This is a genomic window from Burkholderia sp. MSMB1498, assembly GCF_001526245.1.
Classification (GTDB): domain Bacteria; phylum Pseudomonadota; class Gammaproteobacteria; order Burkholderiales; family Burkholderiaceae; genus Burkholderia; species Burkholderia savannae.
The window spans coordinates 138,064-154,905 of record NZ_LOYJ01000111.1 but is presented as its reverse complement, the minus strand read 5'-3'; the positions used below and the strand labels follow the sequence as shown (position 1 = coordinate 154,905).

At 67.7% G+C, this 16,842-nt stretch carries 8 protein-coding genes and 1 pseudogene; 8 read left to right on the top strand and 1 reads right to left on the bottom strand.

All coding sequences use genetic code 11. The annotated features are described in order from the left end of the window. The first annotated feature begins 84 nt into the window (after positions 1-84). The 8 genes and pseudogenes from WS91_RS25705 (at position 85) to WS91_RS25670 (ending at position 15,379) form a co-directional block, all read left to right on the top strand. Positions 85-928 (top strand): annotated as a pseudogene (locus WS91_RS25705) (IS5 family transposase). A 161-nt stretch (positions 929-1,089) separates the two neighbouring features. Then, a complete protein-coding gene (locus WS91_RS25700; RefSeq protein ID WP_082717240.1) occupies positions 1,090-2,382 on the top strand; it encodes a capsule biosynthesis protein in 1,293 nt (430 codons plus the stop codon). Positions 2,383-2,406: 24 nt separating this feature from the next. Then, positions 2,407-3,192 carry an SDR family NAD(P)-dependent oxidoreductase gene (locus tag WS91_RS25695; protein ID WP_059583470.1) on the top strand — a complete coding sequence of 262 codons (786 nt, stop codon included), beginning with the start codon at positions 2,407-2,409 and terminating at the stop codon, positions 3,190-3,192. 1 nt (position 3,193) lies between these two features. Continuing rightward, a complete protein-coding gene (locus WS91_RS25690; protein ID WP_059671274.1) occupies positions 3,194-4,729 on the top strand; it encodes an LTA synthase family protein in 1,536 nt (511 codons plus the stop codon). Beyond that, positions 4,726-12,354: a type I polyketide synthase gene (locus WS91_RS25685; RefSeq protein WP_059671273.1), complete on the top strand. Its 7,629-nt coding sequence runs from the start codon at positions 4,726-4,728 to the stop codon at positions 12,352-12,354. The genes WS91_RS25690 and WS91_RS25685 overlap by 4 nt, the downstream gene beginning before the upstream one ends. After that, complete coding sequence (locus tag WS91_RS25680) at positions 12,351-13,265, top strand: UDP-3-O-acyl N-acetylglycosamine deacetylase (RefSeq protein WP_059671272.1); 915 nt, start codon at positions 12,351-12,353, stop codon at positions 13,263-13,265. The genes WS91_RS25685 and WS91_RS25680 overlap by 4 nt, the downstream gene beginning before the upstream one ends. Before the next feature lie 39 nt (positions 13,266-13,304). Next, positions 13,305-14,627, top strand: coding sequence for an aminotransferase class I/II-fold pyridoxal phosphate-dependent enzyme (locus WS91_RS25675; protein WP_059583474.1), 1,323 nt, complete (start codon positions 13,305-13,307; stop codon positions 14,625-14,627). 17 nt (positions 14,628-14,644) lie between these two features. Then, entirely contained in the window at positions 14,645-15,379 is a 735-nt protein-coding gene (locus tag WS91_RS25670) for a GNAT family N-acetyltransferase (protein WP_059583476.1), read from the top strand. A 258-nt stretch (positions 15,380-15,637) separates the two neighbouring features. Here WS91_RS25670 and WS91_RS25665 read toward each other — a convergent pair whose 3' ends face one another. Next, the gene (locus WS91_RS25665; protein WP_197422281.1) at positions 15,638-16,795 is read right to left on the bottom strand and encodes a sialidase family protein; all 1,158 of its coding nucleotides are present in this window, start codon (positions 16,793-16,795) and stop codon (positions 15,638-15,640) included. Positions 16,796-16,842 lie beyond the last annotated feature (47 nt).

The following is a 16,842-nucleotide window of genomic DNA, read 5'->3' as shown; positions in this document are numbered from 1 at the left end:
AACGCTGAATTATCCAGCTCGGCGGTCATCGTGGAGGCCGCCCGGGACGTTGTGATGTGAGGTTGATGGAACGGATCGATAGTGATGAAACGGCAGATCAGCTTTGCAGAAGCGGAAAGCGCGGGCAAGAAGCGTTGTGACCAAGCGTCAGCGCTTCCTGACTGAGATGGAGAATGTCGTGCCGTGGCCGCGTTTGATCTCGGCGATCGCGCCGTATTACCCGAAAGGCGAACGAGGTCGGCCGCCGATCGGTCTGGAACGCATGCTGCGAATCTACTTTTTGCAGCAGTGGTATGGCCTGTCTGACGAGATCGGCATTTCGCTGTGCGAGCGTGGACTGCTGATGAAGGAAGGCACGCTGGTCGACGCGACGATCATCGAAGCGCCGCCGTCGACCAAAAACGCTGAGAAGACTCGAGATCCGGAAATGCACCAAACGAAGAAAGGTAACGAATGGCACTTCGGCATGAAGGCGCACATCGGCGTCGATGCGAATTCGGGACTGATTCACAGCGTGGTCGGCACATCTGCCAACGTATCCGATGTCTCACAAGCCCATGCGTTGCTGCACGGGCATGAAGAGGAAGCGTTCGGCGATGCCGGCTACGTCGGCGTAGACAAGCGCGACGAAATGAAGGGCAAGTCGGTGAAGTGGAGCGTGGCGGCCAAGCGAGGCAAGATCAAGGCCATGCAGGACGGTCTGCTGAAGGAACTGGTGATCGCGGCTGAACGGACCAAGGCGCAGATTCGTGCGCGGGTCGAGCATCCGTTCCATATCGTCAAAAACCTGTTTCGTCATCGCAAGGTGCGCTACAAGGGGCTGGCCAAGAACACGGCGCAGTTGTTCAGCCTGTTCGCATTGGCGAACCTGGTGATCGCGCGAAATCGGCTGCACTCGGCACATGACGGCAATCCGTCTTGTGTGTGAAAAATGCGAGAAGTGAGGCCCGTTTCCGCATCGAACTCACCAAAATGAGCCTCACTTCGCTTCGCCATCCGAAAATGACGACCCGGCGCTTCCGATAACCTTCGCGCTGGGCCTTTGATCAGCGTTTCCTTAGAGGTTTTCTTAATCTTCGTGCTCTTTCGATGAGACGCTCGTTCCTCGTGTTACAGGGGCCCGCATCGCCATTTTTTGAGGTGTTATGCGCTATGCTGCTCGCCCGTCGCCATATTGTCCGGCGTGTCAACTTTTGCGGTGGCGATGTTGCGTATTCTGGCAAGGAGCCCGCGTGGAACTATGCCGGGGCGTCAAGTGACCTTGCGTTTTGGTATAGCGATGTGCTGAGCACCGGGGACTTCAGCGACGTGCTTATGTTTGGCGACTGCCGTGCGATTCATCGGCCAGTCCACGTGGTTGCGCAATCGCTCGGCGTCAGGGTGCACGTATTCGAAGAAGGCTATGTGCGGCCGAATTGGATTACGCTGGAACCGTTTGGCGTCAATGGCCGCTCTATGCTGCCTCTTGATCCGACGTGGTATAGGGAACGGCGCGAGACCAATCCTCCGGGCCAGCCAACCGGGTATAGCCTCCAGATCCGAGCATGGCACGACATTCACTACCGAATGGCCAACGCGCTCCATGCATGGCGGTTCCCGAATTATCGGAGCCATCGTCCATATAACGGATTCGTCGAATATGCAGGCCTCGCCAATCGTTTTGCCCGGCTCAGCAGGTACAAGGCGGAGGCGCGTCGAGTTGCGTCAGCGCTTGTCACTGAGCGGCGCCCCTACTATCTATTCCCGCTGCAGCTGAATTCGGATAGTCAGATCATCGAGCATTCGCCGTTCTCTGGGATTCGCGAGGTCATCAGCAAGGTATTGCATTCGTTTGCGGATCATGCGCCATCCGATGCGCTGCTTGTAGTCAAAAATCATCCGCTCGATACCGGCCTGATAGGCTCTCATCGCCAAGTCCGTTCCCTTGCAGGACAACTAGGGATGGCGGATCGTGTGCGCTATATAGAGGCCGGCCACCTGCCGACCCTGCTCGAGCGCGCGCGCGGTGTAGTTGTCGTCAACAGCACGGTGGGTTTGTCCGCACTCCACCACGATCGACCGCTGATGACACTTGGAGCGGCGGTCTATTCGATGCCGGGCATGACGTGGCAGGGGAGTCTGGACGACTTCTGGCAACGGGCTGAGAGCCCAGACGCGGCACTGTATCAGGCGTTCATCGACTATGTGATTCGCCACACACAAATCAACGGCGATTTCTACAGTCGCTCGGGCATCGCGATGGCCGCAGCCGGTGCGGTTAGCCGTCTTGAGGCGGCTACGTCTCCGTTTGCTGTCGGACAGACGTCCCTATCCTCCGAATCAAGCATTTTGCCCCAGCAGCATATGCTGCCTCCCCAATTGAAAGAGGCCGCCCGTGGCTAGAGAACTCGCAGGATACGTCGGCCGATGACTGCGTGTTCTTCTCGCTGCATAGTGATCACCGGCGCCAGTGCAGGGCTCGGCGAAGCGCTCGCCAGGTGTTATGCCGAACGTGGTGTTGTGTTGGGGCTTGTGGGGCGGAACGCCACGCGTCTCGGAGTCTGCGCGCAGCACTGTCGTGACGCCGGGGCTGAGGTAGTCACTGCGCTCCTCGACGTGCGAGATTCCGAGAAGACGCGGGAGTGGTTATCGCGCTTCGACCAATCGCATCCAATTGATCTCTTAATTGCGAACGCAGGTGTTGCGAGTACCCTTGCATCGTCTAGCGATTGTGAAGACTTTGCACGAATAAGCGTGGTCATGGACACGAATTTCTACGGCACGATGCACACGATTTTGCCGGTTCTTGAGTGCATGCGTATACGCGGGCGTGGCCAAATCGCGCTCATCAGCTCGCTCGCCGCGCTGCGCGGCATGGCGATTTCGCCCGCCTATTGCGCGAGCAAGGCGGCGATCAAGGCGTATGCCGATTCGGTCCGTCCGTTGCTCGCGCGCGACGGCGTCAGGCTGTCCGTGATCCTGCCGGGCTTCGTGAAGACGGCGATGAGCGACGTATTCCCGGGCGACAAGCCGTTCCTGTGGTCCGCCGACAAGGCGGCCGCCCACATCCGTCGCAAGCTTGCCGTCGGGCGCGCGGAAATCGCGTTTCCGGGGCTGCTCGCGTTCGGCATGCGTCTGCTGCAATTGCTGCCTGCGGCGCTGGCGGACGCGATCCTCGGCAGGCTGTCGTATTTGCCGCGCGAGGAGCGCTAGCGTGAGCGGCGGGCTCGCGCTCACCCTTGCGATCGCGGCTGCGCTGTCGTTCGCCCTCGATGCGCTCGCGACGCCGCGCGCACGCTGGCGGCGGCCACCCGCGGCCGTCGCGCTGCACGGGCTCGCGGCCGCGTTCGTCGGCTGCTGCGTGTTGTTCGTCACTGCGCGCGTGCTGTTCTCGACGTTCGTCGCGGTTGCGCTCGTGGGCCTGACGGCGGTTGTCAGCAACGCGAAATACGAGTCGCTGCGCGAGCCTTTCGTGTTCACCGATCTCAGTCTTTTCAGCCAGTTGTTTTCTCATCCGCGTCTGTATCTGCCGTTCCTGAGCGTGGGCAAGGTCGCGGCGATCGCGGCAGGGATCGCGCTGCTCGCCGCCGGGTACTGGGCCGAGACGCCGCTCGCGCCGCGTCCGTTTGCGACGTCGGCCGCGGCAATCGTCGCGTGCTTCGTTTGCGGCGGCGCGCTTGCAAAGCGCCTCGCGCTCACGCTCGACGCGAGCGCCGACCAGCTGCGCAACGGATTCTTCGCGACCTTCGTCGCCTATCTGCTGAACGGGCTGCGGCCGGCGACGCTGCGCGCGTTCGAGCGCGCGGCGGCGGCGAGCCCGTTCGCCGACGGCCGGCCCGCCGCGTATCCGGACGTGATCGTGATCCAGAGCGAATCGTTCTTCGATGCGCGGCGTGTCGTGAGCAGCGTCGAGCCGTCGCTCTTCGAGCATTTTGATCGCGCTCGGCGCGAGTCAATGTTTTACGGCGAGCTTGCAGTGCCCGCGTGGGGCGCCAACACGATGCGCACCGAGTTCGCGATGCTGACGGGGCTCGCGTCGGATCGCCTCGGCTACGCGCGCTTCTATCCTTACGCGTTTCTGCGCCGCGCGTGCGATTCGCTCGCCGGCTGGTTCCGGCGCGGCGGCTACGGGACGGTTGCGATTCATCCTTACTATGCGGACTTCTTCGGCCGCGCGCGCGTGTTCCCGCTATTGCATTTCGAGCGCTTCCTCGACATTCGGCATTTTGGCGACGCGCCGCGCGCGGGCCCGTACGTGGCCGACGCGGCGGTCGCGGATGCGCTGATCGCCGAGCTCGACGCGCCGCGCGCGAAGCCGCTCTTCGCGTTCGCGATGACGATGGAGAACCACGGCCCGCTGCATCTGGAGACGGTCGAGCCGGACGAATCGCGCGCGCGCCACGCGCTCGGCGACGGCGCCGATTGGCGCGACTTCACTGTTTACTTGCGTCACGCCGCAAATGCGGATGCAATGATCGGGCGACTGCTCGAGCATTTGCGCGCTCGACGGCGTGACACGGTCGTGTGCTTCTATGGCGACCATGTCCCGGCGCTGCCGCACGTTTTCGGTAAGCTGGGCGTCGCGCCCGAGCGCAGCGACTACTTTATCTGGCGGAACTTCGGCACTCCTGACGCTTGTCGGCGGGATGCGCGCGTCGAAGAGCTCGGCTCGATTCTGCTTCGTGCGACCGAGGCGGAAGAGGCGGGCAGTCCTCGGGCCAGTGCATCGGAAAAAACGACACAAAGATGAATGTAAAGATTGCAATTGTTGGGATGGCGTGTCGCTTTCCCGGTGGCGTAGAGAGCCCGGACGCGTTCTGGCGGCTGCTGTGCGACGAGCGCGACGCGGTCACCGAGATGCCCGCCGAGCGATTCGGTACGGACTTCTATCGACATCCGTCGAAGCGCGAACCGGGTAAGAGCTACACGTTCGCCGCGGGCGTGCTGGACAATGTTGCCGGTTTCGACGCGGCCTTCTTCGGCATTTCGCCGCGCGAGGCGACCCAGATGGACCCGCAGCAGCGCCTGCTGCTCGAGCTCGCGTGGGAAGCGTTCGAGGACGCCGGCGTGCGTCCTGCCGACATGCGCGGACGCAACTGCGGCGTATACGTCGGCGTCGCGAGCCCGGACTACGGCAATCGCAGCATGGACGACCTGAATTCGGTCGATCCGTACTCGGCGACGGGCAACACGCTCAGCATCGCGTCGAATCGCGTGTCCTATCTGTTCGATCTGCGCGGGCCGAGCATGTCGATCGACACCGCGTGCTCGTCGTCGCTCGTCGCGCTGCATCAGGCGATTCAGGCGCTGCAGACGGGCGATGCCGAGCTCGCCCTCGCGGGCGGCGTGAATCTGCTCGCGCATCCTTTCGGTTTCGTCAGCTTCTCGAAGGCATCGATGCTGTCGCCGCGCGGCCGCTGCCGCGCGTTTGACGCGACGGGCGACGGCTACGTGCGCGCCGAGGGCGGCGCGTTCGTGCTGCTGAAACCGCTCGAGCGCGCGCTCGCCGACGGCGACACGATTCATGCGGTGATCGCGGGCTCAGGCGTGAACTCGGACGGCTACTCGCCGGGCGGCATCAGCGTGCCGGGCGCCGCGACGCAGGCCGCGCTGCTGCGCGACGTGTATCGGCGCGCGGGCATCGATCCGCGCTCGCTCGCCTATCTCGAAGCGCACGGCACGGGCACGGCGGTCGGCGATCCGATCGAGGCGCGCGCGCTGATCGACGTCGCGGGCGCGCAGCGTCCGGAGCACGATCCGCTGCTGATCGGCTCGGTGAAGACCAACATCGGCCATCTCGAGACCGCGTCCGGAATGGCGGGCCTCGTCAAGGCCGTGTGCTGCCTCAAGCACCGCGCGGTGCCGCGCTCGCTGCATTTCGAGACGCCGAATCCCAACATCGATTTCGCGGGCGGGCGGCTGCGCGTCGTCGATCGCTATACGCCGCTCGATGCGCGCGGCGCGCCGCTCGCGATCGGCGTCAATTCGTTCGGCTTCGGCGGGACGAATGCGCACGTCGTGCTGACGGAAGCGCCCGCGCCGGGCGACGCCGCGGCGCGCAATGCGCGGTTCGCCGCCGATGCGAGTGCGAACGACGCGCCGCCGCCGCTCGTGCTGACGGCGCGTGCGCCGCAGGCGCTCGCCGCGCTGGCCGCGCGTTATCTGCAGCGTCTCGACGACGGCTGCGCGTGGCACGCGCTCGCCGCCAACGCGGTGCGGCGCAAGCAATGGTTTGAAGCGCGGGCGGTTGTCGGGCCCGCGAGCGCGGCCGACGGTCGCGCGGCGCTCGCCGCGCTCGCGCAGGGCGGCGCGCCGGTGCCCGCGTGCGTCGCGCAGGCGCACGCTGCCGAGCACGATGTGCGCGTCGCGCTCGTCTTTTCAGGCAACGGCTCGCAATGGACGGGGATGGGCCGGCAGCTTTACGCGGAAGATGCGGTGTTTCGCGCTGCGCTCGCCGAAGTCGACGCACTATGGTGCGCGGACGGCAGCGCATCGCTCGTCGACGTGATGTGCGCTGGCGCGAGCGCCGAATGGCTCGCCGCGACCGAGAACGCGCAACCGCTTCTGTTCGCGATTCAAGTGGGGATCGTGCGCGTGCTCGACGCGCGCGGCGTGTGCTTCGACCGGGTCGTCGGCCACAGCGTCGGCGAGATCGCGGCGGCGTGGGCGGCGGATGCGCTGTCGCTCGCCGACGCGGTGCACGTCATCAAGATTCGCAGCCGAGCGCAAGGGCTCACGCGCGGCAGCGGACGGATGGCTGCAGCGGGCGTCGGCGAGGACGTCGCGCGCGCGCTGATCGCGCAGCTCGAGCTCGGTGCGAGCGTCGAGATCGCAGGCGTGAACAGTCCGCAGTCGGTGACGCTCGCGGGCGCGCTCGACGCGCTGCAGGCGATCGAGGCGTCGCTGCGCGCGAACGGTCAGTTCTTCCAGTTGCTCGACCTCGATTACGCCTTCCACAGTCGGCAGATGGAGCACATCGAGCCCGTCGTGCTCGAGCAGCTCGCGGGCCTCGCGCCGCGTGCGGGCACGGGCGGATTCGTGTCGACCGTCACGGGCGGGCGCTTTGCAGGCGACGCGCTTGACGCGCGCTATTGGTGGCGCAACATCCGCGAGCCGGTGCGTTTCGGAGACGCGATTGCGGCCATCGTGTCCGAGGGCATTCGTCTGTTCATCGAAGTATCGCCGCATTCGATCCTGCGCACATACGTGAAGCAGACGCTGACCGCGCTCAAGCTGTCCGGCGCGACGCTGCCGACGCTCAAGCGCCAACAGGACGGCGCGCAGATGTTGCGCTATGCAGTCGCGTCCGCGGTCGCACACGGCGCGCGGATCGATCCCGACCGCCTCGCGCCCGACGCGCCGCGCGTCGCGCTGCCGACTTATCCGTGGCAGCGCGAGCGCCACTGGCTCGATCCGAGCCCCGAGGGCTACGATCTAGTCAATCGCCGCCGCGCGCATCCGCTCCTCGGCTACCGGCTGCGCGAGCATGCGTTCGCGTGGGAGAACCAGCTCGATCCCGCGCGCGTGCCGATGCTCGCCGATCACGTCGTCGACGGCGGCGCCACGTTCCCCGGCGCGGGCTACGTCGAGATGGCGCTCGCCGCCGCGTGCGCGTTTTTCGGCACGTCGGACTGCGCGATCGAGAATCTCGAGATCCGAGCGCCCGTCGTGTTTCAGGGGCAGCACGCGAAGCTGTTTCGCTTCACGATCGAGCCGCGCACCGCGTCGTTCAGGATCGAGACTCGCGATCGGATGAGCGATGCGCCGTGGGTCGAGAACGTCGTCGGCCGGCTGCTCGAAAGCGGCAATGCGCTGAGCGCGTCGAGCGCCGTGTCGCCCGAGACGCTCGCGCGCCTCTACGCGCAGCCCGCGTCGAGTGCCGACGCGCTCTACGACGGCGCGGCGGCGCTCGGTCTCGCGTACGGCCCTGCATTTCGCTGGGTGCGTGCGCTGAGGATCGCGGGCGACGCGGCGCTCGCCGACGTCGCCGCGCCACAGGCCTGTGGCGATGCCGCCGAGCTCGCTGCGTACCTGCTGCATCCGGCGTTGACGGACAGCGGCTTTCATCCGCTCTTCGCGCTGCTCGCGCACGGCGGCGGCGCCGATGCGCACGCGGCGTACGTGCCGGTTCAACTGGGACGCATCGATTTTCTGCGCGGGGATGTCGTCGCGCGGGTGCTCGCGCGGATCGAGCGGCGCAATCCGCATTCGATCGTCGCGTCGTTCGAATTTCTCGACGCAGGCGGCGCGATCGTCGCGCGTCTCGCCGCGTGCCGGTTCCGCCGCGTCGACCTCGTCGGCCGGCGGCACGCGCCGCCCGCGCGCTTTGTCTATGCGCTCGATGCGAAGCCGCTGCCGTCGGCGTTCGACGCGAGCGCGCTGCCCGCGCCCGAACGGCTCGTCGAGGGCGCGGTTGCGACGCTCGCGTCCCGCGAGGATCTCGCGCGACGCACGAGCCATCTGACCGAGATGCTGCCGCTCTTCGACGTGCTCGCGAGCGCATACGCACTGCGCGCGCTCGATGCGATCGACGCGTTTCAGCAGCCGGTGCCGCCCTCGGACGAGCGCGCGGGGCTCGTCGCGCGTCTTGCCGCGATGCTCGTCGAGGACGGGCTCGCGCAGTGGGACCGCGCGCGGCTCGTGCGCAGCGATGTCGCGTGCGCGACGCTGCCCGCGCTCGACGAATTGTGGCGCGGCTTGCTCGCCGAGTCGCCCGCGCATGTCGCGGAGCTGACGCTGCTCGCGCATTGCGGCGCCGAGCTGCCGGCCGTGTTGCGCGGCGAGAAGCCGGCCGCGCAGGTGCTGTCGCCAACGGGGGGCAGCCTCGTCGAGCACTTCTACGAAGCGTCGCCGACCTGGTCTCATGCTCAGGCGCTCGTCACGGCCTGCGTCGAGCAGGCGCTCGACGCGTGGCGCGTACCGCGGCGGCTGCGCGTGCTCGAGATCGGTGCGCCCGGCCGCGACGTGCTGCAGCCGCTTTGCGCCGCGCAGTTGGCCGCGCGCTGCGACTATGCGATCGCCGGCACACCTCGGCAGCTCGCGGGCTTCGACGCGGCGGCGCATCCGTCGGTGCAGACGGTCGCGTTGAAGACGGGCGACGGCTTTGCGCTCGACACCGACGATCGCACGCCCTACGACGTCATACTGATCGATCGCGCGCTCGCCGCGCAGCACGATTCGCTCGGATTCCTGAACGTCGTGTTCGGGCATCTGGCGCCGGGTGGGCTCGTCGTCGCCGTGGAGGCGCGCGGCGGCCGTTTCGCCGACATCGTGTTCTCGCTCGCCGAGGGCGGCGCGAATGCATCGCGCGGCACGCCGCTAGCGCCGGCCGAGATTCAGTCGTTGCTCACGCACGCGGGCTTTCGCGACATCGCGCGCCATCTCGAGCAATCGCTCGATCTCGAGGGCGTGCCGACGTTCATCGTCGCACGCAAGCCCGCGGCGAAGGCGGGTGACGCGCGCGAAGCGCTCGACGGCGGCGTGTGGGACAGCCTCGATACCGCCGCGTACGCAGAGCGCTGGCTCGTGGCGACGGGTGACGACGGCGACGCGGGCATGGTGCTCGCGGGTGCGCTCGCGAGCACCGGCTGCTATGCGGAGGCCGTGTCGCTGCAGCGGATGGCCGAGATCGTTGCGGTCGCGTCGCCCGCGCAGCAGCATCATCTGGTGTTCGTCGCGCCCGATGCGGCGCTGGCGGCTGATGCCGACGGCGCCGCGATGATGCGTGCGCAGCAAACGGGCGTCGTCTCGCTCGCGCGGCTCGTGCGCGAACTCGGCGTCGTCGACGCGACGGCGAGCGTGCGGCTGTCGGTCGTCACGCGCGGCGGCGCGCCGTTCGCGCTCGACGCGCCGCTCGATCCGGCGCAGGCGGGCCTCTGGGGATTCGGCCGTGTGCTCGCGAACGAGCATCCCGAATTGTCGTGCCGGCTTGTCGACGTGCATCCCGACTGCGACGCGGCGCCCGATGCGCTCGTGCGCGAGCTGCTAGCCGACGATGCCGAGGAAGAGGTGCTGCTCACGCCGCGCGGGCGCTTCGTGCCGCGCATGCTGAGCGCCGCGCAGATCGACGCGCGCGCGGTTGACGCGATCGGCGAGCGGCGGCCGGCGGTGCTAGCCTTCGATTCGCCGGGTTCGCTGCGCAATCTCGAATGGTTCGCGCTGCCGGCGCGCGAGCTGGAGCCGGACGAAGTCGAGGTCGAGCCCGTCGCGACTGGCCTGAACTTCCGCGACGTGATGTACGCGATGGGGTTGCTGTCCGACGAGGCGGTCGAGGCGGGCTTCGCCGGTGCGACGATCGGCATGGAGTTCGCCGGGCGCATCGTGCGCGCCGGCCGCGACGTCGACGGCTTCGCGGCGGGCGACGCGGTGCTCGGCTTCGCGCCCGCATCGTTCGCGACACGCGTGACGACACGCGCTGCCGCAATCGCGCGCAAACCTTCACGGCTGTCGTTCGAAGAGGCGGCGACGATCCCGACGACGTTCTTCACCGCGTACTACGCGCTCGCCGAGCTCGCGCGGCTGCGCCGCGGCGAACGGGTGCTCGTTCACGGCGCGGCGGGCGGCGTCGGCGTCGCGGCGATCCAGCTCGCGCGCCACTTCGGCGCCGAGGTGTTCGCGACGGCGGGCAGCGACGAGAAGCGCGAGTTCGTGCGGCTGGTTGGCGCCGATCACGTGCTCGATTCACGCAGCCTGTCGTTCGCCGACGAGATCCGCGCATTGACGCTCGGCGAGGGCGTGGACGTCGTGCTCAACTCGCTCGCGGGCGAGGCGATGGTGCGCGGCATCGACACGCTGCGTCCGTTCGGCCGTTTCCTCGAGCTCGGCAAGCGCGATTTCTACGAGAACAGCTATATCGGTCTGCGGCCGTTTCGCAACAACATCAGCTATTTCGGCATCGACGCCGATCAACTGATGGGCGTGCGCGCCGATTTGACCGCGCGCCTGTTCGGCGAGGTGATCGCGCTGTTCGACGACGGCGTGCTGCATCCGCTGCCGTATCGCGCATTCCCGGCTGCGCGCGTCGAAGATGCGTTCCGCTACATGCAGCAGGCGCGCCAGATCGGCAAGGTGCTCGTCACGTATCCGGCGGGCACGCCCGCGCCAACGCGCGGCGTCGCCGCTGCGCACGGATGCGCATTGACGCTCGATCCGCGGGGGGCGTATTTCGTTGTCGGCGGCACGGGCGGATTCGGTTTCGCCACCGCGCGCTGGATGGTGTCGCGCGGCGCGCGGCACCTGACGCTCGCGAGCCGCGGCGGCGCGCTCGCCGAGCCGCTGCGCGCCGAGGTCGAGCGCTGGCGAGAGGAACTGGGCGTCAGGACGCACGTCGTCGCGTGCGACGCGACTGATGCGACCGCACTCGCGCGCGCGATCGGCGAGATCGACGCGCGCGGCACGCCGCTGAAGGGCGTGCTGCATTCGGCGATGCACATCGACGACGGCCTCGTGCGCAATCTCGACGACGAGCGTTTTGCCGCCGTGCTCGCGCCGAAGGTGGCGGGCGCGTGGAACCTGCATCGCGCAACGCGCGAGCATGCGCTCGATTTCTTTGTCGTCTACTCGTCGGCAACGACCTATCTCGGCAATCCGGGGCAGGCGAGCTACGTCGCCGCGAACAGCTTCGTCGAGGCGCTCGTCGAGCAGCGCCGCGCGGCGGGGCTGCCCGGCACGTTCATGGCTTGGGGTCCGCTCGAGGACGTCGGCTTTCTGGCACGCAACGCCGAGACGCGCGAGGCTCTGCAAGCGCGGATCGGCGGCGTGTCGATCACGTCCGCAGAGGCGCTCGCCGCGCTCGAGCGGGTGCTGCTTTCGGGCGACGCGGGCGAGGCAGTCGTGCGGCTCGACTGGCACGCGGTGTCGCGGGGAATGCCCGCCGCCGCCGCGCGCCGCTACGCGCTGTTGCGCGCGCGCGGCACGAACGAGCCCGCACGCGACGGCGGCACGCGGCTGCGCGCAGAAGTCGCGGCGCTGCCGCGCGACGAGGCGGTCGGCGTCGTCGAACAGAATCTGCGCGCGCAGATCGCACGCATCCTTCATCTGTCGCCGGAGCGGATCGAACTCGACAAGTCGGTGCTCGATCTCGGCATGGATTCGCTGATGGGCATGGAGCTCGGGATGGCGGTCGAGGAGACGTTCGAGGTCAAGCTGTCGGTGATGTCGATCGCGGACGGCGCGACCGTGCACTTGCTCGCCGGGCGGATCGTCGACATGATCTCGGGCGCGGTGGACGGCGAGCCGGGCACGGGCGACGGCGACGACGCGCGGCTTGCCGCGGTCGCTGCGCAACACGCGCTCGACGGCGACGCGCGCCGGGCGTTGAAGGTCGGCGAAGACGAGCACGTGGCCGGCTCGCCGACGACGCTGGTGACGGCATGAGCGCGCCCGCCGGCTGGCAGGCGTGCGAAGGCACGCTCGCGCGCGAGCTCGCGTTCGGAGGCCACGGGCTGCACACCGGGCGGCGCGTGCGCGTGCGGATTCTGCCCGCGCGCGGTCGCGAGCGGGAGCGCGGCATCGCGTTCCGGCGGATGAAGGACGGCCGCGAGCTTGCGACCCTCGCCGCCGATCCCGCGCTGCGCCGCGCGCAGCCGCTTTGCACGATGCTGTGCAATGCGGACGGCGTCGGCGTGCGCACGGTCGAGCACCTGCTCGCATCGCTGCTCGCGTGCGAGATCGATCACGCCATCGTCGAGCTCGATGCGGAAGAGGTGCCGATTCTGGACGGCAGCGCGCGGCCCTGGATCGACGCGCTTCGCGCGTGCGGGCGCACGGCGCTGCCGGCGCCGAAGCGTTTCATACGCGTGCTGCGGACAGTGACGGTGACGGATGGCGACGGCACCGCTCGGCGGGAAATGCGCATCGAGCCCGCCACGCGTTATGAGCTCAGCGTGCGCAACGACCTGAAAGGTTTCGGCGACATGCAATGGAGCGGGGTGCTGACGCCCGCCGTGTTCGCCGCTGAGATCGCGCCGTCGCGCTCGTACGGACGGGTCAAATGGGCGATTCCCGCGATCGTCGCCGGCTACCTGCGTGGCGTGCCGATCCTGCGCGGCGCGCGTCCGTCGTGCACGGCGTCGATCGTCGGCTCGCGCGTCGTTGGCGGCTTGCGGCAGCCGGACGAGTTCGTCCGCCACCGCGTGCTCGATCTGATCGGCGATCTCGCGCTCGCGGGCGCGCCGCTGCTCGGCCGCATATCGGCGTTTCGGCCGAGCCACGAGATGAACTTCCGGCTCGTCGAGAAACTGTTGTCGACGACGAATGCCTGGGAATGGGCCGAGTTCGTCGCGTAATATGTAGACTTCACTGACTAAAACAGGCGAACGGTTCAGATGGGATTGGGTGATCACCTGCGCCAGCAACTTGCGGCAAAAGCTTTGAAGCGGCAACTGGATCGCGTCTCCGACGATGGCGGCGCGCGTCGTGCGCCGGTTTCCGCCACTGCACACGTAACGGGCGATCCGCGCAGCTGGTTCGAGGCGATGCCGCAATACCAGCAGGTCAAGATCATCCGCGAGATGGGCGAGAAGCTGCGCGTCGAGTCGCCGTTCTTTCGCGTGCACGAGGGCGTCGCCGGCGCGACGACGCACATCGGCGGCCGCGAATACCTGAACTACGCGAACTACAACTACCTCGGCCTTGCGGGCGACCCCGTCGTGTCGGCGCGCGCGAAGGATGCGATCGACCGCTACGGCACGTCCGCGTCGGCGAGCCGGATGGTCGCGGGCGAGCGGCCCGTGCAGCGCGAGCTCGAGCGCGGCCTCGCGTCGTTCTACGAGACCGACGACTGTGTCGCATTCGTGAGTGGCCATGCGACGAACGTGACCGTGATCGGCTCGCTGTTCGGGCCGGGCGATCTCGTCGTGCACGACGCGCTCGCGCACAACAGCATCGTGCAGGGTGCGCAGCTGAGCGGCGCGAAGCGCCTGAGCTTTCCGCACAACGACTGGCGCGCGCTCGACGCGCTCCTCGCGCGCGTGCGCCGCGAATACCGGCACGTGCTGGTCGCGATCGAAGGACTCTACAGCATGGACGGCGATCTGCCGGACCTCGCGCGCTTCGTCGAGATCAAGCAGCGCTACGGCGCGTTCCTGATGGTCGACGAGGCGCACTCGCTCGGCGTGCTCGGCAAGCAAGGCAAGGGCATCCGCGAGCACTGCGGCGTGCCGTCCGCCGACGTCGATCTGTGGATGGGCACGCTGAGCAAGGTGCTCGCCGGATGCGGCGGCTTCATCGCCGGCTGCCAGCCGCTCATCGACATCCTGCGCCATCTCGCGCCGGGCTTCCTGTACAGCGTCGGGCTCTCGCCCGTGCTCGCGGCTGCGTCGCTCGCCGCGCTCGAACGCCTGCAGGCCGAACCGCAGCGGATCGCGACGTTACGCGAGCGCGGGTTGCAATTCCTCACGCAGGCGCGCGACGCCGGTCTCAACACGGGCACGAGCGAAGGCTATGCGGTCGTGCCCGTCATCACCGGCAGCTCGCTGAAGGCCGCGCAATGGGCGAACGCGCTCTTCGACGAAGGCATCAACGTGCAGCCGATCTTCTATCCGGCCGTCGAAGAGAAGGCCGCGCGCCTGCGCTTTTTCATCTGCTCGACGCACGAGCCCGAGCAGATCGAGCGCACGATCGCGGCGCTCGTGCGGCTCGCGCGCTGACGGCGGCGCCGAAGACGATGGCGACTTCGCCCGCCGAAGGTGAGCACGGCGCATCGGCCGAGGCCGCATCGCGCTCGTCTTCGTGGCGCTTTCGCCCGGCCGCCGCGAGCGATGCGCACGCATGCGCGCCGCTCGTGTTCGAATCCGGCGTGCGGGAATTCGGCTACTTTCTCGGCGAGCCGCCCGCACGATGCATCGCATTCCTCGAATTCGCGTTCGCGTCGAAGCAAGGGCGTTTTTCGTGGCGGCGTCATCGCGTCGCGGTTGCCGAAAGCGGCGCGATCGACGCGGTGCTCGCCGCGCACGACGGACGCGCGACAGCCTTGGACGATCTGCACGTCGCGTGGATGTTGCTGCGCTTCTTCGGCCTCGCGCGCACGATCCGGATGCTGCTGCGCGGGCTCGTGCTCGAAAGTGAGCTGCCTGCGCCGAAGCGTACGCAGACGCTGATCGCGCATTGCGCGACCGACGCGCGCGTGCGCGGTTGCGGTGCGTTCAGCGCGCTGTTCGACGAAGCGATGCAGGCCGGGATGTTGTGCGCGGAAACCGGCAGGGAGATCGTGCTCGACGTGTTGACGAGCAATGTGCGCGCCCGCGCACTGTACGAACGCCTCGGCTTCGTCGAGATGCCGCGAGCGCGTCCGCGCTCGGCACGCCTGCCGCGCGAGCTCGCTTCCGTCCGGATGCGCTTTGACGGCGCGTCGCAGGGATTCGCGGGGCCGAGCGGAAAACTCGAAAGCATGTTGCGATAGGCGGGCGGCGAGCGATGCCGCCGGCATCGTGCGAGCACGGCGATTCTCGCGGACCAGTGCGATCGTCCGGCGATCATCGTGTGCAAGGCCGTTACGATCGATCGCACGTCGACACGCCCGCGATCGGGCCGTCCGCGAATCGATGCGCGGGCATCGAATGCGCGGTGGCGATCGGCCGAAGTCGGCGCGTGCAGCGTGCGGCCGCGCGCCGTACATCCCGCGCTGTTGAATCGCATCGCGTGCGATGCTCGCCGCCCGTCAATGCGAATCTGCCTCGATGCGCTTCGCCGCCTCCGCATGCCTGAAATCGCGCACCCGCACGAACGTTACGTAGTTCGAATCGTGCTGATTGCGCGCGCCGCCTTCGCTATCGTCGAAAGCCATCCGCACGACCGCGACGATGTCGTCGCCTTCGAATTGCCAATCCGCATACTGAAAGCCGTGCCGCTGCTGATCCACGCTCTGAAGCAGCACGCGCTCGACGCTCCAGTGACGCAGATCGGGCGACGACGTCAGCGCGAGCGTGTTTCTCACGCGTTCGAGATTCGCGCTGCCGTCGGCGTTCGGCACCGCGTTCGCGAGCGACCAGTAGCGTCCCGAGCGGGAATCGAATCGGATCGTGAACTTCTTGCCGCCGCCCGGAAAATCGACGAAGTCGTGCGCCGGATCGAACGACAGCGACCGGCCGTCCGCGAGCACGCGCACGAGCGCCGCCTTCTCCGGCCCGTGCTTCGTGTTCACGCGCAACACGATCGCCGGATCGCGCTCGCCCGTCGACACGACGCTGCCTTCCTCCCACGTTAGAAAGTTGTTGTTGAGCCACGAATGATCGGACGGCAGCGGCTTCGGCGTGCGCCAGTTGCGCGTGTCGAGCAGATCGCCGTCGGCGGGCGCGGATAGCACGAGCGAACGCAGGTCGCCGCCGTCGATGACTTCGAACGCGCGCCATACGCGGCCCCGGTCGACGAGCACAGGCACGGCCCCCGTGATGTAGCGGCCGTTGAGCGCGAAGCGTCCGGATTGCACGTCGTTCGGCGTCGTCCACGTCGCGCCGCCGTCCGTCGAGCGGCGAATCACCGGCGTGCCCATCGAGCGATCGGTGCCCATCAAGTACAGCGCGCCACCGACGACGAAAAGCGACGACCAGTATTGGCCGGCCACGACGCTCAGCTTTTCCCAGGTCTGCCCGCTGTCGTGCGACGCGAACACGTGCACTTCGTCGGGCAGCGCGGACGGGCCGAACATGTCGTGCGACGCGACATAGGTGCCGTCGGGCAGGATCGCGAGCGACGGCGAGCCGAGGAACACGTGCGTCGCCGCCGCGCTGTGCGCGATCACCCGGCCGGGCGGCGCGGCGGGCGGCACTTGTGGGGCCGACGACGCAACGACGGACGCGCAGAACAGGCAGGCCAGCATCCCATGAATTGACATCGATATTCTCCTTCGCGTTTCGGCACGCGTTC